Genomic DNA, 25,043 nt, shown 5'->3' with positions numbered 1-25,043 from the left:
CTATCCCCCTTGAACGTCAGCTTCTTTCGTGAAATAAACAATCAGATCACTGCCGGCCAGGACAATGGCATATCCTTTGGCGTTTTCTGCGTCGGCTTTAATGCGTCCCGCTTCACTTTGAAAAGTATTAGCCGCGCCGTTTAGTATGGCATTGCGGGAACTGGCTTCAATCTCACTAATGCCTGTGACCTGATTGGTGGCCGTCTGCTGTAACCCCAATGCCATACCACTTAAAAAATTAAGCGCCATTTGAATAAAAGTCTGCTTGTTGTGCTCATCAATGACCGTACCGGTCAAACCACCGGAGCCATCCTTGCTTAAACCAATGGCATTGATCTTGACTGTCTTGCCATCCTGAAAAACAATATTGTCAAAACGTACCGTCACCCTGTCCCTTTGTTTTCCGACAGAAGCGGTCCCGTAGATCCGTGTCCCAAAGGGTAAAAGCAATTTGCCATCAAAGTAAAAGTCCTCCCATACCTGGGCGATCACCGGAGCTTCAAAGTTATTGGTGACGATATTGTGGATTAACAGGCACTTGATCATACTTCCTAATGGCACCACCCAATTGGTCTGATAATCTTTGGTATTGTCAAAAACAATGATTTTTGTGTTTATGGGGGAAATGCGTTTGCTCACCGGCGGCGGGGTTATCGGGACCAGGACGGTTTGCTTGACTTCGGGTGGTTTTAAAAGCTGGCTGTAGTCGAATTTGAACGCTTTTCCTTCATCCGTAAGGGGTTTGGTGTTGTTGGCGGCTTCAATGATGTCTTTTTCTTTGATGATCGTCTGTTTGGCTTCATGTTTGATGGGCTTTTTGCCTGTTGAAATAAAATAGGAACCAAAAATAAATAGACCGATCAAAGCGCAAGTAAAAAACGTTGGCTGACGTTTGCCTGTGTTATCTGTTTTAAGAAACGGATTGTTTGCAGACATATTCTTCGTCCCCCACCCCAACGCTTAAAGAAAACTTATTGTCTATGGACACAAAACTGTTCTCCAAAACCAGCCAGCCGTCGGTTTTACTCGATGGAGCTAACCGATCGTTATCAAACAGGACATATTGAGGAATAAACTTCTGGTCATTGACAAGGATACTGGCATTTTCTTCCTTCAAATTGAGGGTTTCATCTGCCAGGTTATGGACGACGATATGAAACACCAGATAATGCGGGTCTTTGTTGGCAAAGACCTCAAGAAAATCAATACTCACCCACGGATAGGAGCATTGATTAAAAATGTCTTTCTGGATAAATTCACGCTGATTGATAACGCCCAATGACTTTAAGCCCGCATAGGACCTTGCCATCTTCAAAACAGTTCCCAGCGATAATCGGCTATGGCTTTTGCCCTTGTCCTTGAGGGCTTGCCTGGAATCCAGAACATAGTCCACCTGGGCCGGACTACCTATGACCACGTTATAATTAAACCGCTGGCTTGGGGTAAAAACGAACAGGTTTGTCTCCCCGGCCTCTTGCATGGGTTTAATGACAACGCTTTTGGAGTTCTGGGGAATTTCCACCTGGATCAGTGAATTGTCCCCCACCGTTACCAGCATGGGCTTTTCTGCAAACTCCAAGACCGTGCAATATCCTAAAGCCGTGTTGACCTTGAGCACGTCTTCTTCCAGCGGGGTCTCGTATTGCACCTTGCCTGTCTGCAAGTAACGGTTATCCTGATTGGCCCAAAGCGATCCGGATAAAAGCATGAACGTGATGAGCATTAAGGTTTTCATTTTGTTTGTCCTTTCTCAATAATATCGGTCATCAATAAACCGTAAGGGTTTTCTTCGCTGGGTTTTATTTTCTTGATCTCAAGGATATATGTAACAGCGGCACTTTTGTCATTGCCGGAAGCACGGATGTTTCTTGTACCCTCGACCTCTACCCAGAAAGGATCCGTTTTCTTGGTGATGGCAATGGCATTGATCACAAATTGCTGAGAAATGCTTTCTTTTTCGATGACTGTCTGATTATTTTTGAAAGAAGCAAGGATGGTTTCAGCTGACTTAGGGGCCAGGTATGGCTTGATACCTTCGATCTGTTTAGGCAAGGACGAAACGCTAAAGGACAAGTATTGTCCAGTGACCATTTTTACAAAATCCTTCAAGAACGCCTCGTCCATCTTAAGGTCTCTGGATTTGAGGACTTCCAGCTGGCCGTCTTTCGCAAAAACAATCAGCGGCGGCTGACCCGAAGCCCGCATAAACCAAAAAACGAAGATCAAATTAAGCCCCAGCAAGATCATCAAGCCCCAAGTCAAAACACGGTTATGTTTTTCCAAGATGACGCGGTTAAAAACAAGTTCACTCATGGCTTTACTCCTTTGCCTTTTTGCCCCAGCATCAAATCCTTAAATTTGCCTGTCGCGGTTGTAGGGGAACCGGGCAATTTCTGGATAAGCGGCCCGACAACCCTGGATGCCACAACTGCAACTCCAACTTGCCCAGCCGCGGTCATAAAACTGGCGGCCGACTTGGAGGACATAAAGCCCGCCAAGACCGATGTGGAGCTTGCTCCTATGCCGGCAATAAGACCATTGATGATCAATGGCGAGAAAACCAGCACAAAACACACGGCAAAATTGGTACAAGCAAATTGCTCTACGCTATGAGTATTGCCGCTTACACCAACGGCTATACCTAAAGCAATATGCCAAAGGATCGGCCAACAAAGAATTGAAACATAACTGGTAAACCAACCCTTGACCACATTGGTCATTGGTCGAAACAAAACAAAAGGTATAAGCGCCGGCCCCAATTTATACAAGATCGCGATCAAGGAATACCGCACCGCTTCCATGACTTTGGCAATGAGCGCATAAAAAAGGAAGGAAAAGTTAATGATCAGATTATGAAAAATTGCCGAGCTAAATATAAATTTGATTTGTGAAACAATGCTCGGCCGAGTAGATGCCTCGTGAAGTTTCCAGATATTGTCACTCATGGCGGCATATTGGCTGATAAAATCCTGGTTCGGGTTAAGCATTTCATCGACACTTGCCACGATATTGCGTGTGGTGTCCATGATCCAAACATAGTTCTGTAAAAGAACAAAGCCGATTGCCAACCGAAGAACCACATCCGCCCAATTAATGCTGCGGGATAAAATCCCAACGTAATTGACAAATACCGCCAACAAGAAAAATGAAACCAGCATATACTGCCCGGCATCGAGAACTCTGTTTAAATCTGTCTTGACCGCTGAAAGCACTACGTCCATATCTTTAAATCCCAAAAGTTTTATCGTCCACAAGTCCCCTAAAGGCCTTAATACCCTGATTCTCCTGCTCAAATTTTATGGCTTCTTCTTTACGTTTCAAATTGTCATTAGAGGATTCGATGCTCTGACTTTTAAGTATTTGAGCTAAAAGGTACATGTTATTGTTCTCCATCTGTATCAATTGGGCCATTTGCTGAGCAATTTGCTTTAAGGCCCCCTTCTCGCTGACCTGTTTGGAATTTTCAACAAATTGAGACACCATATTGGAATTCTTCTCATACAGGCCTTGAAAACTATCCCCAATTAAATACCCGGCTGTATTTGTTTTATCGGATACGTCAATATTGCTAAAAACGTCATTAGCATCCCGAACCCATAGATCCAACGAACCAAAAAGTCTGTTCCAACGATCCGGCAGATTTTCTGTCGAACCCATATATGATTGAACATTACGGATAACACTATTCGTTCCCAAAGTGATATCATGAAAATCCCCGATCAATTCAATGCCATCCACCCCCCGGGCTGATTGCTTGGCTAATTCCAGTAATCCTCTCGTACTTGTTACTTGTTCCTGTAATGTTTTAATGGTTCTTACTATCTCGGCTAACCGTTGCAGGTGTTCTGCTGTTTGCACGGCTGTCTGGTGCAGAATAGCCGCAGTAGAATCAGGGGTCGCCACAGCATATGACGGGGGATAAACCAAAAACACAAAGACAGCCAAAGACAAAAATCTTTTCATCTGTAATCCTCTACCTTGACTTCCTGGGCGTCGTAAATGACATTATTTTCCTCCCGCTTGGGGACCATGACGCTAACCAGCCGCTTGGGCTCCCGTTTGGATAAATCCTTTCCTGTATTGGTTTCCCAATCATTGACGGCCACATCCACCCTGGCCTGCTTGTAACCTTCCTGATAAACCTTGTCATGCTTGGTTTTCTCTGCTTTATCCTGCCACTGACCCGCCAGATTGCCGGTCAAGGCCCCGGCCAGGCCCCCTATGGCCGCTTCTTTGCCGTCACGATGCAAGGAGTAGCCGATACCACCACCTGCGGCCGCGCCCAGGGCCGTATAACCTGCCTGGCGCATGGTACAACCGGCGGTTAATAAACAGATTAACCCAACCGCATAAAGGTATTTGTCTATCATAAAAACGTCCTTTCGTTAATAGTTTGTCTTCTCATACCCCACCCCGCGCGGGAAATCCTTGGCGCATTGCTGTAATACCTCATACATATTCAAGGCCGGACCCTTGATTTTGATCTTCTCGTAATAATTGAGATCCATAGCGTCCGTTGTGGCAACCCAATACTCAATAGGCGTTGGGCATATGACCATCTTGGCGCTTATGTGCTGCAGCTGCTTTGACTGGGAAAAGAACACCTCGGAATATTCACCCTTCTTGATCTGCAAGGTTTCAATGAGCCGCTGTTCCTGCTCGTTAAAATTAAAATAATCAACAATGCCTTTAACGGCAGGCATGGAGTTTTGCCTTAAGATAAAGCGTGTGTTGGAATTGCCCAAAATGGCATGCTCCAGGCCTCCGGATAGAAAATCATTCAAGGACTGTGTAACCGATATGGCCGCGGCCCCGTATTTACGGAATGTCCGATAACATTCCGCTATGAATTTGGCGGATTCCGGTGTGGAGAGAAGTTTCCAGCACTCATCAAAAATGACAAATTTGCGTCGTCCCGGCTCACTCATGATCTTGCCCCAAACAAAATTGGTAACAATGGTCAACATGACCGCCTGCAGGCGTTCGAATTTCTCAAGACCTTTTAAGTCAAAACAAATGACGCTTTTATCCAAAGAGATCGTGGATTTACCGTCCGTATAATTTCCATATTGCCCGCCGGCAAACCAATTGCCTAAAAGCCCGACAACCGGCTCATAAAACTGTTGGAGAGTTTTATGAGCTTCGCAGGTGGCTTTTAGAGCGCCTTTCAAATCACTTAAAACCGGATATTCAACGGCTCTGTAAAGCCGTTGGATCGAACGGAAAATGTAATCTTCAACGATCTGGTCAGAGCCGTTAAAGCGGGCCACGCCACCCATCATCTGTTCAATGGTCTTGGTCTTGATGATGAGGATTTCGTTTTGTTCTTCTTCGTTAAAGTCACATAACTTTTTGCCTGCGGAAAGATCAAAAAGATTGATGGTGAACTTCTCTTTTAACCCTAGGTCAATGTATTCACCGCCTTTTAGAATGACCTGACGTTTGTAGGAGCCGCCAATGTCTATGAAGATCTCAACGGGGTCGTTTTTGCTGTATTGATTGATGATCTGGTTTATCGTAAAACTTTTGCCCGAACCGGAGGCCCCGACAACCACCGTATTAAACGCGGACAGGTCATCGGAAAAAGGATCATAGGCCGCAAGGCCATGAGTCGTGTTGTAAAACAGGCACTCGGCTTTGCCGCTTCCTTTAAACTCGGAAAAAAACGGCATAAAATCGGCCAGGTGCGCTGACTTTAGCAAAACCCAACGGGAGGCCTCCTTGGTCCAGCCGGGCAGGATGCTGACAAAGACCGGCTTGACCGCACCCCAGCGTTCATCGTGCATTTCCGTACCATTCAAAGATGAAAACAGCCGGATGACCTCGGCTGTTTTCTTTTTGACTTCTTCAAACTCCGCGGCATAGACATGAACGGTCAACTGCATACGAAACAGCTTTTGATTGCTTTGTTGAATTTCCTCAAGAAGGTATTCGTATTGGCTGACCTTTGTCTGCGCGTCCTTATTGATAATACCGAACATGCCCTGCATATTGCCGTACTCACGCTTGCGCATACTTTCAATTCTTGTCCTGCCCCATTCTTTTTCCGGGGCCTCAAAATTGACCACTAAGTCAAATTCCGGGAATGATAGATGATCGAGCCGTGCCAACATGGCCGGGAAGGTCGCCTCGGGCAGGACTTTCAAGGATATGTATTTATGATAAAAACCACCAAAGTGGATGTATTCGCCTTTCTTTTCGTCTATGGCAAGATCAGAACAACACACCTGTTTGACAAATGCCTCTTCGTCTTTGGGCCTAGGACATTCAATGCCTTCTTTTAAACGGTCGGGGTTAAGGTATTTGTACATTAAGCACATAAGCCCGTAGTCATCCATCGGCTTACACCCTAACCCCGCGCCGTTTATGCCTTCCTCTATATTATTAAGCACCAGCCGGAAATCCTTTTTCGTTTCATCCACCTGGGCGGCGGTTAATTTCTTTATACTGCCAAAGAAATTAAACGGTCTGGGCCTCCCGCCCAGGTGGACTTGCGCGAAATTAACCAACAAATAACACTGTCGGCGTCTAAAAAGTCTTTCTTTGGTTAACGCCTCAAAGCGTTCAATACGTTGAGCGTGCATGGTCTTGATCAAAGGATGATTGGTTTTGATTACCTTATGCTCGTCAATCTCCTTGTGATAATCGCTATCCAGGGTGAAGAACACCTGGTAGGTCGCTCTATCGCTTAAACCGTTAAGAAAGGTTTCAATTTTTTGAGAATAGCCGATCAGTTCATCCGAGGACAGATTGTCAAGGCTGGGACAGGTGATGGCATACCCGACAGACAGGGAATCATCCTTAAAAACCAGAAAACCGTCCTCAAAATGGCTATAAGGCAGGATCTCCTGCAGGCCGTTGAGCCTCAAATCTAGCTCACGGCCACGGATATTGTGGGCAAAGGCCTGCGGGAAGGCGGTAAACCGCTTGTCCTTAAAGAACCAGTCCATGTAATGCTCGCTTGCATTGGCCGGCTTGCCCCTTTTGACCAAAATAAGGAAACCGCTCATGACCCCGCAAATGCCCCAAATGACAAGGCTGTTAACCTTGACGATCTGCAGGATCAGAGCGGCCCCCAAAACCATAAAGATATCCCACCCTTCAAAGCCAAAGACGATCATCCTGTCCTGAAGATTCCTTAAACACTTTTCCGAGTAAAGACGCATAAACTATCTCCCGAATGATGCGCTGACAAAATCAACGATCTGGGGTGAAGCAAACATAATGACCGTGCCGATCAAGGCGGCCACGAATAACTGGCTGTTCCCCATTGCCTTTTGCCAGCCCGCTATAATAAGGAAGATGATCGCCAGCGGCTGGCATATGCTTTTGACCTTGCTTTGTAATTCATCCATGCCGCTGACCAGATCGGCAAAAGCCGGTTGGCACATCAAAAATACAAAAAATACAAACATCAAGAAACATTTACAGCCAGGGGCCTTGAACCATTGTTTGACGGTGCGCATGGTAATATCTCCTTATTTGTAGGTTGATCGCCGTAGGTTTTATAGAAACTCTCCAAAGTAACAAATTGGAAATACAGACCTGTCCCTTCCAGCTTGCCCACCTTGGCCAGCCGCGCTTCAATAGATACGAGTGCCTGTCTGATGTAAGGCGTTTGGCAAATATAAATAACATTGCGGTTTTGTACCCCCTCCCGCTTGGCGTAGTAACAAAAAATATCTGTGTAGCGTTCCCTATTCTTTAAAGTACGTTCGTACTCAAGAAAGAATTGCTGGCGGGTCCCATCCGGGCGTTTTCGCCAAAAGATGGCGTCAGGTATTATTGAATTGCCTGCTCTGCTGCGCCAGGCAGGATCCAAGGCACGGATATGGTTCTCGGACCACCATTCATCAATGATGATCTGGCCGGAGTTTTGTATTGCTGTGCGGATACGATTGATTTCCAAATAATGCAGGAATTGAATAACAGGGACAAGGCGGGCTTCAAATGAGGGTATATCAGGGAAATAACAGCTTAAAAGGTCGTACAATTCGGGCTTGTCAATAAACCAAATACCGTGCTTAATGCCAGGGTATTTAATGTGCGCGACTCCGAGCTTATGCAGGGCGATACGAACAGCACGGAACTTATCGGGCTGGAATAAATGGCGGGTTACATCGTCAACGGTGACAATCCCCTGTTCCCATACGAACTTCAAGATTTGGATTTTTGGCGGAATGGCACGCACGCGCGGCCTCCTTCACAAAAAACGCATCTTGCAAGTTCAACCTCTTCATTTGGGAAAAGAAATTGACCAAGCGTTAAGAAACTATGGAAGAACGGACTACCGGGGGTTTGAACTACTTTTTACTTCCACCGCGGGGAACGATGGGAAATTGATGGTTATCAATTTCTGAGGATGATATTACCAGAATCAAAATTCTTGTCAACAATTATTTTTGATGATAAGTCAATCTAAATATTGACTTTTACGAAATACTAAATTTCAAATTGAATCTCTGTCAGTATCCAGGCTTCATGACCTTATTGTATGTTACAAAATTAATCAAATCACTTCTTTATGGATTAGTCTTCCAATTGGTCGTAAAGTTCGAATCTTTAATAAATTTAAATGTGTTACAACAACAAACACCAAAGCCACCACACACATCAGGAAGATGACGATTTTCACGTAAACGTCTCGGTCTGGACACCTCTGTTGTAACCACGCACCGTTCCTTTATTTTTGCCATAGCATAAGCAATTAGGAATGGGTCCCGGCCAATAGCTTCAACTTCATTATCAGTTAAATCTGGCGCGTATCCTTCATCTGTTATGCGAGAAACTAAAATTGCATCTACTTGTTCGGTGAGAAGTAAGGCATCTTCTGTTGAGGCAGTTTTAACCCAAATTGTCAGAGCATCTTCTTTATTACCTTCCTTTATTTCTTCGTATACTTCAAGCGGTATTTTGACCTCCCCTTTTTTCCCCATATAGATAAGCCATTCCCAGAATTCGGGAACGCTCTCTATTGGGTAATAGTCCCGATCTGCGTCTATAAGAACATTAGCATCAAGTAAATAAAGCAAGAAATCTCCTACACATTGAACGCAGGGATCAATGACTATTTATGAGAGTTTGTATGTTTTGAGGTTTGATTCCAAGCACCTTAGCAGCCTTAGAAGTAGTTAAAGAACCCGCTGCCATCATACGTTGGACCAGAGTAATCAAATGAACTCCAATGCGATGTCGACGTACCATATAGTAAGAAGGCCCTCCTCCCTCTGATTCGCGTGCTTTTGTGCGCTGCTTTAACATGGCGTGATACCACAGTTCTCGATAAGAATGGCTGAGTTGATGCCAAAGACTTTCTGAAATTAAACCTGTACGAAAAAGTTTATAGGCGACCATAGAGCCGCTTAGGTTATGTGATCTTGCAAATTCACTAATAGAAGTTTTAATTTCTTCAGATTCCATGGCGCTATTTATGTTAATGAGTCGAAGCTTCTCCGTAGGAAGTAGAAATTCACTTGCTACGTCATTACAAAATTTTTCAATTGTTTTATTAGAAGATAGCCCGCTTATGCCGGTCTGTCCCAGCCAAAGATGAGCTAATTCATGAAGAAGTGTAAAAGACCAAGCAGTCTTCGAGTCTTGATCATTAATGATTACGAAAGGAGCAATGTTATCTGCCAGAGCAAATCCTCTAAACATTTCTACTTCAATTGAAGTGTGATGGCTTCCAAGATTGCTGATAAGCAAAACAAATACACCTGTCTTCTCAACTGTTGATCGTAAATAAGCAAATGCATTTTCAGGTGATGGTTTGTTATAAAAGACATCTAAATCAAATGGAATTGTTTGCTGGATAGATTTTAATACGACACTTATTCCATCCGACAGTTTCGTAGAATCAATAAACGGCAGGGGTTTGGCATCTTCCTCATCTTTTAATACAACGCAGAGCATGCTTTGTCGTGCGTAAATATCCCGGATCAAAGTATCCAGTATTACATCTTTTTCAATTGCATAATTATCTGTAAGCGTACGAAAATCTTGGCCACGCTCGCCTTGTCTTGGAGGAGTCGACATATAAAAGGTTAATAAAGGCCGACGGTATTGCTTTGTCATTTTTACAAGCAATGATCGAGTAGGCTCATCCTTACCCTTTTCTAATGCAACCAAACGATCAGACGCAGACATATTCTTTATGTCAGGAAGGCCAAGCTTTTCGGCAGCCTCCTCCAAAGTCAACCTTGCCTTTTCACGCGCCCAACGAAGTATATTTGGGTTAACTTTTGGCATTGTTCTCCTTAATAAAGTTAAATCCTTTTAAAAGAATTATAGCAAAATAAAGATCCCTATTTAGAATTTTGGAATTTTTAATTTCAAAGTGCTTAATAAGCATTAATCCTTACCTCTCCCCTCAATAATTCTCACCTCCGGAATTCCTTGCATTTTTGCCATGGCAGCACTTACCGGGTGCAGCAAATCGAAGAATTTTTTATACACTTTCTCAATAGCTGCGAGCTTCTCCCCATCACTCCAGTCGTCTTTCAGCTCTTGCAGATTACCAAGATACTGCAGAATTTCGCAATTAGCAGCTTTGATTTCGTCTGAGAGATAAAGTTCATAAACCATAGCATCTATAAGTCGTTCAAAAAAGAATGATGCTCCCCCTAAACTATGAATCCCTACATGATTATTTAATATAATAAAACTCACCAATTTGCTAATTGGTTCAATGAAGGCATCATCAATAATTACTGGAGCATTATCGATTTCATACCCGTTAACATTGCTATTTGTGCTGAACTTAGAGAAAACAAAATTAAGCAGTTTGCTATTAAATATGCCGAGCAGATATTTTTTATCTAAATCTTTGTTTAGTGTTAAATAATTCAGAGAATTGGCACAATAGGCATCCTTAATTATCATCATTTTTAGTCTGGATGATTCATTAACTCCAGTTATACCTTGCAAAACTATTCGTTCTTGAACTTTAAAGTCATTTGATAAGTTCCTTTTCAAAGCAAATAACTTTTTCTCATCAATAAATACTATCTCTCCTTGGCTCATTTTTGTTCGTAGTTGGTACCTATCAATTATTGCGCCTTTTAAAAGCCTGGCATTATTTGGATTATTCGAAAAACAGTCTTTACAAAATGTCATATCTACTTCTCCGGTATTACATTTACCTATCTGTGAAAAACGAATGCTATTAGAAAATATTTTTACTAAAAGATTTGTCTCTTTTAAAGTTGTCAAAGGGAAAGTAGTGTTTTCTTTATCAATCAAATCTACGATTTTCTTTGTTAAATAATTCTTCTCCGCTTTTTCATCTATATATCTATCCGTATTAATTCTAATAAAGAATGGGGCATCTGATTTTGTTTTTGAATTTCGTAAATTCAAAATACAAACTGACATTTTTACCGCCTCAAAAACTCTTTTATTTGAATTATCTCTTTCGGGAAATGCTTCAATAGAAAGAATTTCGTAATGGTCTAGAATGTATTTTCTTAATCTTCCAATGCTTAAGTCACCAATAAATGCTAACGGAAATATTTCTGAAAATATCCCGTTCTTTGAAAGAAGATAAATACTTCTTAGTATAAAAAGCCTAAAAATATTTATCATTCCTCCTGAAGCAGGCTCATAATAACTACTATTCTTAAAGAACTCTAATTCTTCTTCCGAAACAATAATACTTTCGGTCTTATTTTGTTTCTTATTCAAAATACCATACGGTGGATTCCCGATCACAATATCAAACCCATCTTTTATCCCAAACATCCATTCTGGATCAAACCAGCCGGCCGGTTTATCTGAAAACGGGTCCCAATTACTCAACATGCGTGTAAATTCAGGTACATCCTGCTTCTTAATTTCCTTTTGATTCCCCCAAAGATCGATTTGTGGCCTTAATATACTTTGCCAATAAAATTCTGCCATTTTTCTTTGTGTTTTTAAAAATTTTATTTGTATTTTTTCTTTCTCAACCCCGTAACTTCGCAGATATTCATCCCGGAGGTCTTTAAGCTCACTGATAGATTGAGTATCCTCCGCTTCAAAAAGCTCATCTGAATTCTTTTCCTTTTTTGGCAAACCTATTAAACTATTGGTACACATAAATTTAAATTCAAGATTTGGCAATGGCTCAACACCACGATTTTCTTTCGTATCACTTACTTTTTCATCCACTATAAGCGACAGAAAAAACCTCAACTTTGAAATCTCAACAGCAATCGGCTGGATATCCACACCATAAATCGAACTTTGAATAATCCCAAGTTTATGAACATAATTAACATTTTGGGATTTCAATTTTCTCCCAAGTTCTTGTCTGAGTAATTTGCTCTCGATTTGAGAAAGCTTTCTTTCAAGCCACCATTCAGATTCCGGATCTAGTTTCTGGAGAATGAGTAGTATCTTTTGAAGTATCCCCATTGGGAAAGCGCCACTTCCGCAGGCAGGATCAATAACCTTAACAACGTCAAGAGCCCCGAGAACAGATTCTTTCTCTGATTCGGTAAGTTTTACTTCAAAACTTTCATAACTTAGAAGACTTTTAATCTTACTCTCATCTAACTTAGTCTTTGTGAGTAGGTATTGATTTAAACTTTCATCGACCATATGCTCCACAATCGGCCTTGGGGTATAGAAGCTGCCGGTCGCCTTACGCGCAGTCTCTCCAGTTTCAGGATTGATTTCAGCAAGTAAATTTTCAAAGATACGGCCAAGCATTTCAGGCTCGATGGAAAGCTCAACATCAATGGATGTGTTCTCATCAATAGTAAAGTTATATGTTTCAAGAATTTCGAATAACTCTTTTATCCAATGATCGGGAACCTTAAGCGTATTTATATACTTTGAAATCCGCAGAGGTCCCAGCTCATAAAAATCATGATGATGTGGAGTAAAAAGACCACCATTTAAAAAAGGTATTTGCGACCAAAGCGATCCTTGATATTTCTTTTCACGATTCACCACAGAAGTATTAAGCACCTCAAAAAACAAGGGTTCCAAAATACCATGGTAATAATCTCTATTTCTTGAGACTGCTTTCACTGAAAGAAGCTCTTCTGGCAAAAGAGCGATATTTTTGTCCGACCGTTTTTTCTTTAGAAACCAACAAAATACAAGTCGACCAATGAGCCGAACCGTAAATTCTTTATCCAAAGTATCATCGACAGTAGAGGGCAAGTTCAAAAGACCCCTACCAGCATCAATTGACTTTCGGCCAATTATACGTTTCCCCCCAGCCAATTGAGTAAAAAGAACCGCGATTTGCGTATAGAAGTTCTTATTTACCACCTCGATTGAAAAGCGGCTTTTTAAATCATCGAAATCTTTTACCTGGCCTTGTTCAATAAGAAATTGATACGGCGTATTAATTTGAGCGTTGGGACCCAAAAAAAAAGAAAATCTGCGTGGATTTGAGAGGACTTGCTCTACTTTTCCTTCTGCATTAACACCGGGAGTGGCTGTCATTAAAGACAACCGCCAATCTTCTCCCTTATCGGCTCGATAGATCACTAGTGCCCGGTATGTAGCGCTACTCTTCATTACCTTGAAGCCGTCCATAGCCAAAGCTACGCGAGCATCAGCAGATGACGAATGGATTAACTCAAATATAGACAGATTGAACTTTGCACTTTCCCCAAGATAAAATGTTTCTTTTGTTACTTGTAATCCGCTAGTGCCAACGCGCCTAACATCTTTTGTAAATTCTGGAATAAAAGACTTTAAAAATGCTAGAAAATCATCCCTGTTATATTTTCGTTCCAGATTCATAATCTAATATCTTCACTAAGCACAATGGTCTCGTACTCACCTTCGAGCCGTGAGGCTCGTTCGTTAATAGAATCTATTTGGTGCTGCGGAACTATTCCCTTCAATTCTGCAAAAGATTTCTCAAAATTTGTAACTGTAAGCTGAGCGATTGATTTCAGATCGCCTTCATTAATACCATCATACTTCTTAATTATTTGTGCTAGATCATGACAATAGTCTTTGGCTTTTGGGCAACCTTCTTCTATTACTTTTATTATCCTTAAAGATTCTGCTCGTCTACCACTAATAGAAGGTAGCGGATGCTTTTCAAACAAAATATCCCGGACCAACTTAAATACCTCATCATATTGCTTGTCTGCTTCCTTACCTTTATCATCTTTAGTGGCTTTAAAATACTTCAACGCCATCTCTGCCGCCACAATAAACGGAATCTCTGACTCTTTCAAAACAAAGACTGCATGCTCTCCCTTTTTCCCGAACGCCACAATCGCGGGTACTTTTTGTCCATCTCTAATAACACGACTTCTTGGTTTAATCTTGAGGGCTTCCTCAAAAGCTACCTTATCTTTTCTGGCTTGATCATAAGCCTCGTGGTGTACTGCGTCCCAAGAAAGTGCTTCGTTTTTACCTTCAGCTTTTTGATATTCGTCTATAAAGAAACTTTGTAGTTTTTCGTCATCAGTGAGTGTTTGAGTATCACTGCCCACAACCGAATTAATCAAGCGCATTTTAAGAGTTGAAATTTGATGGATCCTTATTTCTGATTCTCCTATGTCTGTCGGAAAGAAGTTATAAATATACAGATTATCAAATACTTTTTTATTGATACGATTTATACGACCAATTCTTTGGATCACGCGGGTCGGGTTATACGGAATGTCATAATTAATTACGACTCCAGCTCGATGTAAGTTATAACCTTCACTTAATGCATCTGTGGTGACAAGCACATCATAATCATTTTCTTGTTCTGTTTCATTTAGGCCAGCATCAAAGTTGGCGCGAACTGTCTTTTTCATAGCTTTACTTGCATCGGCTGCGGTATATTTAAGAACACGTTTTAAGCCCCGCTTTGAAAGCTCTTTAAATAAATAATTAATGGTATCCGCATACGATGAGAAAACTACTATTTTTCTGTCTGGTTTTTCCAATAAAAGTGAGTCAATATGCTCCTTAACTTTATCAAGCTTGGGATCCAAATCCTTAATCAACACTGTATTGGGCCCAAACCAATCTTCCTGTATTTGCGTAAGTAATTTTCTATCTTTTGTGACATCATCAATAAATTTCGGATCAATGAGTGACTTATCTACAGCTATCAATCCTTTTGAGTCTTTGAGTTTTTGAAGTTCTGTTTCAGCAATCTGCTGATTTACCTCCTCGTCAACATCGTCATCAGAAGTAGAAAGGATTGTATCCGGGTCAGGGATTTGTCCCTTCTTCATAATTGGCACCTTGCCCAATTTATTCCACCAGTCTTCAACCATTTTGGTAGAAGCAATCATATTTCCGAGGGTTGAGCGAAAAGCTTCCTTTGAACTTTCAAACCGCATCACTAATAATCTCTTCATGAATTTAGCCAAGTTAGTTTGTGCAGTTTTGAGATCTGTCTCATCCAAATATTTGCCATAAACTTTCAAGAATTCTTCTCTGTCTAGAATATATTCTGCGGGCTTGTAACGGGCACCTATAAAACCCCCGCCCTCTTCTTCTGTCTTCGTGATTTTGAACAAGGTATCAAAATATAGATCCGAAAGATTTCCAAGATCGTATGTTAAAAGTTTCGGGCCCTTAACCTCAGCAAAGTCTATGTTTTGTTTTTCAAGGTCTTCTTTGTATCTTGTTATTGTCCTCAAATCTAACCTGGATCTACGAATAATTACATTCTCAATTAACCTTCTTAGTTCAAGAGAAATTTCATCCGCCTCTTTATCTATATGTGTTTGATCTGCCTTTCCGCTTCTTCTATCACGATTAAGTTTTTTATATCTCTGAATAAGCTCTCTAAAGCGCAGACTCAAATTGTCTACTGAGCGGATGGTAGATTGTCCTGGAATTTGGAAAAGTTTAATTAATGCAAAGACATCTTTGGGATCATTGTTGAAAGGCGTAGCAGTAAGAAGTACGACTTTGTTGTCCGGATGACTATTACAAATATGATGAAGCATGCGATAATCATCAGTATCTTCATTTCTATAGCGATGCGCTTCATCTACAATAATCAAAAGTGGCGCATTATTATTGTTGTATTTCTTATAGATATCATCTACAGCCCCAGAACTAAAAACTCTAGCGCCAGGGAGTCGGAATTCTTCTTGATAATCTTCCCATTGTTCTCGTAAGTGTGGTGGCGCAATAATAATAGCTTTTAATCCACTATTGTATGCCGCAGCTGAGGCAATAATACTTTTTCCAAGACCAACAACATCAGCCAAAATCACCCCATCGTATTTTTCAAGTTTGTCTAATACTGACTTAATTGCGTCAATTTGATATTCTAAATCGAAATACTTATCCTTTGTGATTTGACTTGGAGTTTTTGCACTTTCAGGGTTCTCCTTCCCAAATAGCTCATGAAGTACGCGGATATAGACCGCATAGGGACTGGGCGTTGCGTGAATCCACAATTCATCTTTAAATTGCTTTAAAAGATCGTCCTTATTTTCTAGTGTGGCTATGTCGATATTCTTGCTATCAATCCAAAGGCTTTCAAATTTATTCAAATACATTACATAGTGTTCTTTGTCACCGTAACGCTCGTTTAGTTCCCCTTGATTAAGCAATCCTTGAAAAGTGAAATTGCTTGATCCCATAAAAACAGTTCCGGGGTAATCGCCATTTTGGCTGGATTCAAGCTTGTTATGAATAATGTACATTTTGCCGTGCTCTTGCCTGTCCGTCAGTTTAATTTCCAAAGATCCATCAGCAATCTTATCCTCCAGAATTTTGTAAGCATCCTGGTCATCACTATCATCTAGCAATGCTGATTCATTACTCAACCTTGTAAAACTTCTTACATAGGTTTGCTTTTTAGCAACACGAGAAGAAATTGTTTTCCTTGGTTGAAATGGTTCAAGATCAACATCTGAACCCTCTTGTTTGATTTTAGATAGAAGTTCAGGTACAGCTTCTGGATCAATATATTTTCCAACAAGTATTCTAATTTTCTTGTTCTTTAAGTGGCTTGCGAGAAGCCTCCACCCTGAGAAGTAAAAAAAAGCTACTTCTATATCAACCTTTTCAGCACCTGTAAGCGCGTTGATGAGTGCTGTATGCATTGTCTGTGAATTGTTGTCGATTATAGGCATAAATTTATCTTCCTCTTTCTGATACTAGCAGCACAAACTATTTTCTCCATATAATTGCAAATAATATCCCCACTATAGCCAAAAAAATTTGAGTAATTTCCTTAACATCATTTATTTTCCAATATAAATTTAACTTTCTTTCCGACAATAAAACGATCCATTGGGGCAGCAAGAAAACTAGAATAGAAATAATGATTAAGGAACTTAAAATCGAGATGACAAGTATTACTTTGGGGGTGAAACGAAATGCAAAAAGAGGAAGCCCTTTAAGGGGGCTTTTAGTTTTGCTATATTTCTCATATAATTCGACTGTGTAGTCTAAATTTTCTTTGAAATAAGCTTTTTCTTTAAGGTGAGCGGCTAAAAAAGTTTGAGCAAGCGATTTATAAACCTCTGCTCCAAGGGAATAATCATGCCAAAGGTAGTAATTAGAAATATAATCTCTTAATTTAAATAATTTTTGGAAAATTTCTTCATCATGAATCTCTTCTGTAGAGTACCAAGCGCTTAATTCTAATCGGTCGCTAATATCTTTTTCGTCTTTTAAGTCAGCAAAGAAGCTATTAGATTCTATGTTAGGCCCCCTGTAGGAACCAGTTGGTCGTTTTCCAGACAAGATTTTATAGAAACATCCTTCAATCCAATCTATATCACCACCTAAACCAAAATCTGATGGCACTTTGGCTTTAGCATACTTATCTAATTCAGCCGCGACTTTAAGGGATGAAAATATAACAGTCTCAGAAGGTGTAAAATTTTTTACTAATTCCGCTCTATTTTTGTTATTTAGGGTATCTGAATTATGACTAAGTAATTTAAAACAAGAGATCATAATGGCAACTGATAGTAAGAAATACGAAAGCCATAAAGAAATATTCAAGGTTACTGCAAAAATGTTTGGTAATAAATTTGATAATCTTTCCATGCCTATAAAATATGAGTGGTGAAATTTTATTCTATTAAAAATAATTACAAATCCAATTAACAAAGGAAGCATTGATAAATTAACCAGCAACATAAGCGTTAGTTCATTCTTAAAGCCATCTTTCCCTCCATTTACAATATCCCAAAACAAATTAATTCGTTGTTGAGAAATTGTTACAAAATTATTAATGAGTTCGAAGCTATGTGTCATTCTTTAACTTTCTTTAAATCAATTTAGGTTTGGATCTACCTCAATTCCCCTACCGAACATAAATATTTCTATAGACTCAAAATAACCCCGTTATTATAACCTAAAATCACTTTAAAAACACCTCCCGATTTCTTCAATAGGTAGACGGTTTAACGACATGCCCAGGTCGTCCGGCTTAATGCCGGCTGAAGACGTAAACTTTACAGCCCTCCCTTTCCGCTGAAAAATACTCATCAATGAACAGATCACGGGCCAGTTTCTTATAATCAATGTAATATTGCAGACGTTCGGGGATTTCCATCGTTTCCTCGGCCAAGTGTTCGGCAAAATCCTCTTCCGAATCCCATTGGCCATGATACGCTTCTTTAAACCCATCCCCAGTGGCATCATCCATCCCTACATGATCGGCATACCGGGCCCAGGCCTCCCCATGTTCTTCGATCAAAACAGCCATTGCCGCAACCTTGGCCATGTCTTCATATTCAGATAACCGTAAGCCGCAGAAACCCTCATAATCATGAATAGCCCACTCCTCTGCCTTAGGCATAGGGCTTTGGGCCAGCATATCCTGAATTTCAGCTTGGATATCCCCCGCCTCCTGATTGGCCTCAATCCATTGCCCGTGTAAAATGCCGTTATTGTAAGCGGCTAAACAGGCAACATAGATCCTTGGTGTTGTTTGTGTGTTTTGCATGACGCGCCCCTTTCGATTTTTTTGATTGTAAAAGGCATACGTGTCAAGGATGCGGAGTCGCAGCGGAGCACTTGCAAGCCCCACTGCTTTTCGTGGGGTGTCGTCCTTGACACGTATGACACAATCAAAAGACCTAAATCGAAAGAATGGCGGAAGCGCACGTAACCGGTGCTTTTAAAAGGAACGACCAAAAAAAATGCCCGCTGTCGCCAGCGGGCAATGGTGATGCGGACTAATAATCTTCCGGCAGCATGATCGTGAATTTCCCAGCTTCATTCCAACAGATGAAAATCTTCTGCTGGTCCCCATTGGGCAGCTCTACGGAACCATCAAAGAAGGAGTCAAATACCGCGAAACCCTTGGTTTCCCTGCGGACAATCTGATTGGCCTGGTTCAATAGGTCAAGCAGGTTGGGAATACTGATCTTATCCTGGTACATGTACCCGCGATTCAAAAGATTGACTGTCACATAATTGAACAGTCCTTTCTTCCAAGCGGGATTCAGCTGGGTCATATCGAACAGAATCCCATCTACGACCGCCTGATCGCTGGTGTACTCGAACACCGGCTGTCCATAAAACTCCTCCTGGCTGTTTGGCTGATTTGAACTAATCTTTTGGGTTGGGCTCATTTCCTCATCTCCTTTTTGCTGGTTGTTTGACCTTAACAGTTTCGCCCTTTGCTGCTTTGGTGAGCCGAACATCCAAAAAACTTTTTGTGTCAAGGGGGCCGCAGGCACCCCAGCGGCCCTTGCGAAGCCCTTGATACAATAATTTTTTGGATAAAATGGAGGCGAGCAAGCAAAGGGTGAATCTGTTACAGGGCAGGTTTTTACAACAAAAAGGAGATGTGAGCCATTCCACAAAGGCCTTTATTTATTTCAAATCAGCCAGCCAGAAACCCCAGGACCAGCCGGTGGGAAGCATCCAACGGCTGTATCATCTAAGGATCCCCCGAAGATTGCCTGGTATGTTTGAAAGCTTGTTCTTGGACTTATATCTGCTTATTAGATCTTTCCTGTGTTCATAAAGGTCTTTCGCGGCGGCCAAGGCTTCCTTGTCCGATACCTTCTTCAATCCGCCGGACTTAAACCCGGCGTCTTTTAAATTTGCCCTTATATTTCCAATAATGTCTTCATTATCCATGAGCCCATCGCGCTGACCTTGCGGCTGTAAATATCTGCGGTACATTTCAATTAAGCCCAGCTCAAGGTTCCCTCCATTGGGACCTATTTCCTCCGACATGTTGGGCTCATCTTCGGTCATGTTCAGATCGTCTTCGCTGACTCTTTGGGCATATTCCGTTTCCAAAGCGTCCAATTCCGCCTGGTGAGCCTCTGCCTCATACCTTGAATCAAGGTATTTCTCGAGTTCTTCGGTGCTCAATTTGGTCATTTGTGCATTGGCTGTGATATGCATGGCGGGCTTCCTTTCGATTGTTTTTGATTACTATAAAGTCATGCGTGTCAAGGATGCGGAGCCGCAGCGGAGCACTTGCAAGCCCCGCTGTTTCTTGCGGGGCGTAGTCCTTGACACGTATGACATAATCAAAGAAAAAGAATCGAAAGGATGTGGCGGGAACGTACGAAAACGGCGGCTTTATTCTTTTGACCAATGCGAAGCAAAACCCCATCGCACCAGAGATAAATCACCTGTGAATTCGATTAAAACGTCTGGCAAAAAGATCTACGTCAACCAAACAACCCAAACAACCAAACAATTCAAAAAACCCTAATACAACCAACACAACTACACAACCCATAAACTCATAAAACCCATATCACCCTACCACCACACACAACTACACCACTACCCCCTCCTATATAAATATTAACTCTCTCCCATTCTCAATTGGTAGTTCAAGACCCCACTCACTCATAAAAACTTATGGTAGAGTGTGTGGGGTCTTGAACGGTTTTGGGCCGCTTTTGCCCAAAAACCTCTTGCGAATGGGAGAGTTAGGAAAGAAAAACAGAACAAAACTGGAACACGTTTGTTCCGATTCTGTTCTGTTTTTGTTCTGATTTTGTTCAGGATTATAAAATAAAAAATCCTACAACTAAAACTCTTGAGCGATTAATCTGTGATGGATTGATGCGAAGAAATCAACCAGTGATCTGCTCTCCAACTTCATACTTTTAATCACGATTGCCGTTAGCACATCCAATTTATTGCTTTGTGACAGGCTGTTTGCTAGCATCTATACATGAACCAAAACCCTATTTCTTTTCTGATCGATTACTTTGGTGAGGCTTGGGTCTTAAAAAGCCTTGAAAAAATGCACTCCACTGGCGGTAAGCCGGGTCAATTGCCACCAGCCCAATCCACCCTTGTGATGATTCGTACCCATCCGGTTGTACAGAATATCTGGGGTGTCGAAAAACCCGTTATTGATCTAATAAAAGGCAAGATTCGAGCAATTCCCCATACAGAGGATTTTACTCAGCTCCTCTACCTTTCAAATGACCTGTATGCGCTAGCAAAAGATTTGCCTCCTAATTTTATTCAAGAGTTTAAGAATAGATACCCTACGGCTAGACAGGAAGTCTTTATTGCAGCGGCTTATCGGATCTCCGGTCATAAAATTATATTTCGGGATACTGACAGGACAGCTAAAGATAAGGCTTTCGATTTGTTGATTGAAACTATGGATGGCAAGAAGGTCTCTGCTGAATGCAAGTTTAGATTAGGAAGAGATGATGAGCGCACAGCCCTTCACACTACACTTGCGGCGTTTCCTATAAAAATAATTCCCTTGTTAGAGAAAGAAAATCTTAACTATGCGGTATTAGTGCATCCAAAAATAACTCCCCGCGCGGATGATTTACTAAAATCATGCCATGAGATTTTAGAAGGAATTAAAAATGCTCGTTCTGAGATTGAAATTTGTAATGGCAATTATGTCGTAAAATTACAGAAGCTTTGCGATCTCGATTCTGGGATACCCAAAAGCTTGGTCCAAGAGGTTAATACGAAGTATTCGTTCTCTTTGAAGACCCGCCCCATTTCTTCGAGCCCCTTGATGCTCGCTCCTCCTCAATATGACCACTACAATCCTATAATTATAGGTGTTGGCCTAGAACGGCTTCAAAAGGAAACGCCGGATTATATCAAGGGCCCTCTTAGCCATGCTAATAAGCAATTACAAAACAAAGAAGGCGAATTTGGCGTCGTGTTTTACCAAGACAACCATTTCAATCGCACTGAGTTTGATAAGAACGTGAAAGCCGTTGGGAATTCTTACAGCAACATTGATGCGGTTGTCTTTTACGCAAAGAGAGAGGTTGCGTACCAGAATCCTTTTACTCGATTGGTGAATCCAGCAATTGAATTCTTTCATCAGGTTTCAATGAAAGATACCTCCCTTTTAGCCCAAGATTCAAATTTCTTTGACATACCTACTAAGGTAGGAGTTTATTCAAAGTCTTGTAATTTCAATATAAGTGGTATGGATATTAAGCGACTTGGTGGTATTTATTCCAAACTTGGGCTGTTTTGATAGCCTGCTCTCTCGCAAATGTGACCTGCCCCACGTTCTTTTTTTATCTTCAATCTAAATCATTATTAATTTAAATTCTGCTGTCCGCCATGCCAATTTTGCCTCCACTCAGCATTGGCATACCCAGCAAAACCCGCATCATCCCAGGAAGATTTTAGATCGCGGAAATGAAGCTTTACTCCATTGAGGAAAACTATCCCTCCCAATATCACCGCCCCGGCCGCTCCGCCAATGCCATAACCAATACTGGCAAAGACAAAACTCCATAGAAAACTTAGAACAAAAATCGCATAAACCACAGTTGTGGACCTGCTCATAAGCGCGGCCAAACCTAAAAAGAGGATGCCAAACACCGGCCATGAATGAAACATTGCCCCATAAATGGCTGAAAATATGAATGATTCTACCCATAAAAGGGCCATGCTCGCTTGATTAAACTGCCTTTGGACTATGCTATTTATAAAATTTTTAACCATTCGATCCTCTCCTTAATGTTGGCAAAATTTTAATGATTTTTGGTGTCCAAAAAGTGTCGATATTTGCGTAGAATTGATTAAAAACAGTTAAAGCACAGTAAAACAGAAAATCTCCGTTCTCGACGGAGATAATGATATTTAATACAATTTGATATTGTTCTGAAAGTGGCTCAAAGGCAACCCCATTCAAGTGCGCTAGCCAACTGCGCTACGTCCCGATCCAAAATCAATTGGTCGGTTATTATACATAATAATGACCATGGTGGAAAGAAAATTTGGAAAACAGGGGTCTATTCGGGCTTAGGGCGGCGGCCCATGAGATCAGCCATGGCTTTGCGGGGGTTTTTATTCATGGCGATAATTTTATAAACCTCTGTCACGATGGGCATTGGGATATTTTTGGCCTTGCTCAAACGGTAGACGGCTTTGGCAGTCACGACGCCTTCAGCCACCGCGTTCATTCCCTTTAAAACGGCACGGATGCTTTTGCCCTCTCCCAATTGCTGACCGACCGTCCGGTTGCGGCTCTTTGGACTAAAACACGTGGTAATAAGGTCTCCCACGCCTGTTAATCCATAAAAAGTTTCCTTGCGCCCGCCCATCATGATCCCCAAACGGGTGATCTCGGCCAAACCTCGGGTCAAAATGGCGGCCTTGGCGTTGGTGCCGAGCTTTAAGCCATCGCAGATCCCGCAAGCCAAGGCGATCACATTTTTAAGGCTCCCCCCGACCTCAACGCCGGCCACATCGGTGTTCGTGTAAATACGAAAAACCGGAGAATTGAAAATGGCTTGTATGTCCAGGGCAAGGCGCTTATTGGAACTGGCAACCACCGCGGTCGTGGCCACCCCATCCGCCAGTTCTGAAGCAATGGTCGGTCCTGAAAGCACTGCCAGCCCGACGGGCCCCAATTCATCCTGGATCATCTCGGACATGCGCCTGAACGAATCCGGATCAATGCCCTTGATAACGCTCAAAAATGTCTTGCCCTGATAGGAACAGGTCTTGACCTTCTTGAGCGTGCGCGCCAGATATTCCGACGGGCAGGCCAAAACGATCAGGTCCGCTTTGGAAACGGCCTCCCGCATGTCCGCGGTCAGGACAACAGAGCGGGGAATTTTATGGCCGGGCAGGAATTTCTTATTTTCGCGGGTCCTGGCCACCAGGGACACGTAGTCGGGAAAAGCCCCCCATAAAAAAACAGGATGCTTTTTTTGGGCCAAATAAATGGCCAGCGTCGTGCCCCAGCCGCCGTCACCGATGATGCTGATGGTGCGCATGACCGTCATCTCCAGATAAAAAGTTCGCGCCAGATCTCAAACATATAGGCGGCGCCCCATTTGAGGACCTGCAGTTTGCGTTCGCCCCCCTCGCGGGCCGGCTCGTCCCCGGGGATGTCAATGACCTGCAATCTGCGCTTTGCGGCGCGGATGGACAATAACGGTTCCCAGCTGATCTTTGTGCAAAATAAATTCTCTTCAAAAGAAAAACTGGAGTCCTTGTCCAGGTCCAGGTCATGAATGAGTTTTTTGCGGTAAGCGCGGTAAATGACCATGGCGTCGGTGTATTTGGCGCCGTGTAAAAAATTGATGGTCCCGGTAAAAAGACGGTTGCCGAAAGCGGTGATGACATCATCATCATAACTTTTGGCTCCCTGGGCATACCGGGAAACGATGACCATGTCATAACCCTCTTTCATCCTGGCGACGCACGCCGGGATGAGTTCGGGGATGGAATTGCCGTCCGGGCTGAAGGTCAAAATAACATCGCCTTTGACCGCGGCCAAGGCGTCCATATAAGCCCCGCGTATGCCGGGACTTTGCTGAATGACCACATCATAGCCCATTTGGCGGGCAATGTCCGCGGTCCCGTCCTTAGATTTGCCATCCACCACAAGGATCTGGTCCACCCACTCGCGTTTGACCCTGGGCATGACGGTGCGCATGCCTTGGGCTTCGTTGAGAGTTGGGATAAGCAAGGTGACTTTCACGACGCATATTATACCCATGAACACGATTCCGTATAGGATTTATTAAATAATCAACCTTTACAGGCAAAAGCAAATTGTGCTATATTACATCACTTTTGCTCGTCCTTGCTGGCGTAGCTCAGTTGGTAGAGCAGCTGATTTGTAATCAGCAGGTCGGGGGTTCGAAGCCTCTCGCCAGCTCTTCCTTTGTAAAGGATCGTAT

At 42.2% G+C, this 25,043-nt stretch carries 21 protein-coding genes and 1 tRNA gene; 2 read left to right on the top strand and 20 right to left on the bottom strand.

The genetic code is table 11. The annotated features are described in order from the left end of the window. From Q7K71_01380 to Q7K71_01300, 17 genes are all read right to left on the bottom strand, one after another. Entirely contained in the window at positions 1-936 is a 936-nt protein-coding gene (locus Q7K71_01380) for a TrbI/VirB10 family protein (protein ID MDO8674752.1), read from the bottom strand. Then, the gene (locus Q7K71_01375; protein MDO8674751.1) at positions 911-1,735 is read right to left on the bottom strand and encodes a hypothetical protein; all 825 of its coding nucleotides are present in this window, start codon (positions 1,733-1,735) and stop codon (positions 911-913) included. The genes Q7K71_01380 and Q7K71_01375 overlap by 26 nt, the downstream gene beginning before the upstream one ends. Then, positions 1,732-2,313 (bottom strand): TraE/TraK family type IV conjugative transfer system protein, encoded by a 582-nt coding sequence (locus tag Q7K71_01370; GenBank protein ID MDO8674750.1) that lies wholly within the window; start codon positions 2,311-2,313, stop codon positions 1,732-1,734. The genes Q7K71_01375 and Q7K71_01370 overlap by 4 nt, the downstream gene beginning before the upstream one ends. Then, entirely contained in the window at positions 2,310-3,221 is a 912-nt protein-coding gene (locus Q7K71_01365; GenBank protein MDO8674749.1) for a hypothetical protein, read from the bottom strand. The genes Q7K71_01370 and Q7K71_01365 overlap by 4 nt, the downstream gene beginning before the upstream one ends. A 4-nt stretch (positions 3,222-3,225) precedes the next feature. Next, positions 3,226-3,963, bottom strand: coding sequence for a hypothetical protein (locus Q7K71_01360; protein ID MDO8674748.1), 738 nt, complete (start codon positions 3,961-3,963; stop codon positions 3,226-3,228). Continuing rightward, positions 3,960-4,370 (bottom strand): glycine zipper domain-containing protein, encoded by a 411-nt coding sequence (locus tag Q7K71_01355; protein MDO8674747.1) that lies wholly within the window; start codon positions 4,368-4,370, stop codon positions 3,960-3,962. The genes Q7K71_01360 and Q7K71_01355 overlap by 4 nt, the downstream gene beginning before the upstream one ends. A 15-nt stretch (positions 4,371-4,385) precedes the next feature. Beyond that, a complete protein-coding gene (locus Q7K71_01350; protein ID MDO8674746.1) occupies positions 4,386-7,166 on the bottom strand; it encodes an ATP-binding protein in 2,781 nt (926 codons plus the stop codon). 3 nt (positions 7,167-7,169) lie between these two features. Then, the gene (locus Q7K71_01345; protein MDO8674745.1) at positions 7,170-7,415 is read right to left on the bottom strand and encodes a hypothetical protein; all 246 of its coding nucleotides are present in this window, start codon (positions 7,413-7,415) and stop codon (positions 7,170-7,172) included. Beyond that, complete coding sequence (locus tag Q7K71_01340; GenBank protein MDO8674744.1) at positions 7,415-8,191, bottom strand: hypothetical protein; 777 nt, start codon at positions 8,189-8,191, stop codon at positions 7,415-7,417. Before Q7K71_01340 ends, Q7K71_01345 begins: the two co-directional genes overlap by 1 nt. Before the next feature lie 331 nt (positions 8,192-8,522). After that, entirely contained in the window at positions 8,523-9,032 is a 510-nt protein-coding gene (locus tag Q7K71_01335; GenBank protein ID MDO8674743.1) for a DUF4411 family protein, read from the bottom strand. Positions 9,033-9,060: 28 nt separating this feature from the next. Further along, positions 9,061-10,248 carry an XRE family transcriptional regulator gene (locus Q7K71_01330; GenBank protein MDO8674742.1) on the bottom strand — a complete coding sequence of 396 codons (1,188 nt, stop codon included), beginning with the start codon at positions 10,246-10,248 and terminating at the stop codon, positions 9,061-9,063. Positions 10,249-10,350: 102 nt separating this feature from the next. Beyond that, positions 10,351-13,740 carry an N-6 DNA methylase gene (locus Q7K71_01325; protein ID MDO8674741.1) on the bottom strand — a complete coding sequence of 1,130 codons (3,390 nt, stop codon included), beginning with the start codon at positions 13,738-13,740 and terminating at the stop codon, positions 10,351-10,353. Further along, the gene (locus tag Q7K71_01320) at positions 13,737-17,048 is read right to left on the bottom strand and encodes a helicase-related protein (GenBank protein ID MDO8674740.1); all 3,312 of its coding nucleotides are present in this window, start codon (positions 17,046-17,048) and stop codon (positions 13,737-13,739) included. The genes Q7K71_01325 and Q7K71_01320 overlap by 4 nt, the downstream gene beginning before the upstream one ends. Positions 17,049-17,085: 37 nt before the next feature. Next, positions 17,086-18,183: a hypothetical protein gene (locus Q7K71_01315; protein MDO8674739.1), complete on the bottom strand. Its 1,098-nt coding sequence runs from the start codon at positions 18,181-18,183 to the stop codon at positions 17,086-17,088. A 175-nt stretch (positions 18,184-18,358) separates the two neighbouring features. Further along, a complete protein-coding gene (locus Q7K71_01310; GenBank protein ID MDO8674738.1) occupies positions 18,359-18,877 on the bottom strand; it encodes an antirestriction protein ArdA in 519 nt (172 codons plus the stop codon). Positions 18,878-19,109: 232 nt separating this feature from the next. Continuing rightward, positions 19,110-19,601 carry a hypothetical protein gene (locus tag Q7K71_01305; GenBank protein ID MDO8674737.1) on the bottom strand — a complete coding sequence of 164 codons (492 nt, stop codon included), beginning with the start codon at positions 19,599-19,601 and terminating at the stop codon, positions 19,110-19,112. A 214-nt stretch (positions 19,602-19,815) separates the two neighbouring features. Then, complete coding sequence (locus Q7K71_01300; protein ID MDO8674736.1) at positions 19,816-20,295, bottom strand: hypothetical protein; 480 nt, start codon at positions 20,293-20,295, stop codon at positions 19,816-19,818. 787 nt (positions 20,296-21,082) lie between these two features. Here Q7K71_01300 and Q7K71_01295 point away from each other — a divergent pair. Then, complete coding sequence (locus Q7K71_01295; protein MDO8674735.1) at positions 21,083-22,375, top strand: hypothetical protein; 1,293 nt, start codon at positions 21,083-21,085, stop codon at positions 22,373-22,375. 65 nt (positions 22,376-22,440) lie between these two features. Here Q7K71_01295 and Q7K71_01290 read toward each other — a convergent pair whose 3' ends face one another. The 3 genes from Q7K71_01290 to Q7K71_01280 all read right to left on the bottom strand — a co-directional run bounded on the left by Q7K71_01290 (position 22,441) and on the right by Q7K71_01280 (position 24,859). Beyond that, a complete protein-coding gene (locus tag Q7K71_01290; protein MDO8674734.1) occupies positions 22,441-22,851 on the bottom strand; it encodes a hypothetical protein in 411 nt (136 codons plus the stop codon). Positions 22,852-23,141: 290 nt separating this feature from the next. Continuing rightward, entirely contained in the window at positions 23,142-24,131 is a 990-nt protein-coding gene (locus Q7K71_01285; protein ID MDO8674733.1) for an NAD(P)H-dependent glycerol-3-phosphate dehydrogenase, read from the bottom strand. Positions 24,132-24,136: 5 nt separating this feature from the next. Beyond that, positions 24,137-24,859 (bottom strand): glycosyltransferase family 2 protein, encoded by a 723-nt coding sequence (locus tag Q7K71_01280; protein ID MDO8674732.1) that lies wholly within the window; start codon positions 24,857-24,859, stop codon positions 24,137-24,139. Between the two features lie 89 nt (positions 24,860-24,948). On the opposite strand from Q7K71_01280, the gene Q7K71_01275 reads away from it, so the two are divergent. Further along, a tRNA-Thr gene (locus Q7K71_01275) sits at positions 24,949-25,021 on the top strand. The last annotated feature ends 22 nt before the right edge of the window (positions 25,022-25,043 follow it).

The organism is Candidatus Omnitrophota bacterium (assembly GCA_030650275.1).
GTDB lineage: Bacteria > Omnitrophota > Gorgyraeia > Zapsychrales > Fredricksoniimonadaceae > JACPXN01.
Note: the sequence above shows the minus strand (reverse complement) of the source record. Positions and strands in the feature narration are given on the sequence as shown.

Excerpts from the sequence above, each read along its gene's own strand:
- Q7K71_01310 (MDO8674738.1), bottom strand. The coding sequence starts at position 18,877 with ATGCAAAACACACAAACAACACCAAGGATCTATGTTGCCTGTTTAGCC.
- Q7K71_01365 (MDO8674749.1), bottom strand. The coding sequence starts at position 3,221 with ATGGACGTAGTGCTTTCAGCGGTCAAGACAGATTTAAACAGAGTTCTC.
- Q7K71_01330 (MDO8674742.1), bottom strand. The coding sequence starts at position 10,248 with ATGCCAAAAGTTAACCCAAATATACTTCGTTGGGCGCGTGAAAAGGCA.
- Q7K71_01375 (MDO8674751.1), bottom strand. The coding sequence starts at position 1,735 with ATGAAAACCTTAATGCTCATCACGTTCATGCTTTTATCCGGATCGCTT.
- Q7K71_01280 (MDO8674732.1), bottom strand. The coding sequence starts at position 24,859 with ATGGGTATAATATGCGTCGTGAAAGTCACCTTGCTTATCCCAACTCTC.
- Q7K71_01355 (MDO8674747.1), bottom strand. The coding sequence starts at position 4,370 with ATGATAGACAAATACCTTTATGCGGTTGGGTTAATCTGTTTATTAACC.
- Q7K71_01300 (MDO8674736.1), bottom strand. The coding sequence starts at position 20,295 with ATGCATATCACAGCCAATGCACAAATGACCAAATTGAGCACCGAAGAA.
- Q7K71_01295 (MDO8674735.1), top strand. The coding sequence starts at position 21,083 with ATGAACCAAAACCCTATTTCTTTTCTGATCGATTACTTTGGTGAGGCT.
- Q7K71_01370 (MDO8674750.1), bottom strand. The coding sequence starts at position 2,313 with ATGAGTGAACTTGTTTTTAACCGCGTCATCTTGGAAAAACATAACCGT.
- Q7K71_01350 (MDO8674746.1), bottom strand. The coding sequence starts at position 7,166 with ATGCGTCTTTACTCGGAAAAGTGTTTAAGGAATCTTCAGGACAGGATG.
- Q7K71_01345 (MDO8674745.1), bottom strand. The coding sequence starts at position 7,415 with ATGTTTGTATTTTTTGTATTTTTGATGTGCCAACCGGCTTTTGCCGAT.
- Q7K71_01320 (MDO8674740.1), bottom strand. The coding sequence starts at position 17,048 with ATGCCTATAATCGACAACAATTCACAGACAATGCATACAGCACTCATC.
- Q7K71_01325 (MDO8674741.1), bottom strand. The coding sequence starts at position 13,740 with ATGAATCTGGAACGAAAATATAACAGGGATGATTTTCTAGCATTTTTA.
- Q7K71_01360 (MDO8674748.1), bottom strand. The coding sequence starts at position 3,963 with ATGAAAAGATTTTTGTCTTTGGCTGTCTTTGTGTTTTTGGTTTATCCC.
- Q7K71_01315 (MDO8674739.1), bottom strand. The coding sequence starts at position 18,183 with ATGACACATAGCTTCGAACTCATTAATAATTTTGTAACAATTTCTCAA.
- Q7K71_01380 (MDO8674752.1), bottom strand. The coding sequence starts at position 936 with ATGTCTGCAAACAATCCGTTTCTTAAAACAGATAACACAGGCAAACGT.
- Q7K71_01285 (MDO8674733.1), bottom strand. The coding sequence starts at position 24,131 with ATGCGCACCATCAGCATCATCGGTGACGGCGGCTGGGGCACGACGCTG.
- Q7K71_01290 (MDO8674734.1), bottom strand. The coding sequence starts at position 22,851 with ATGGTTAAAAATTTTATAAATAGCATAGTCCAAAGGCAGTTTAATCAA.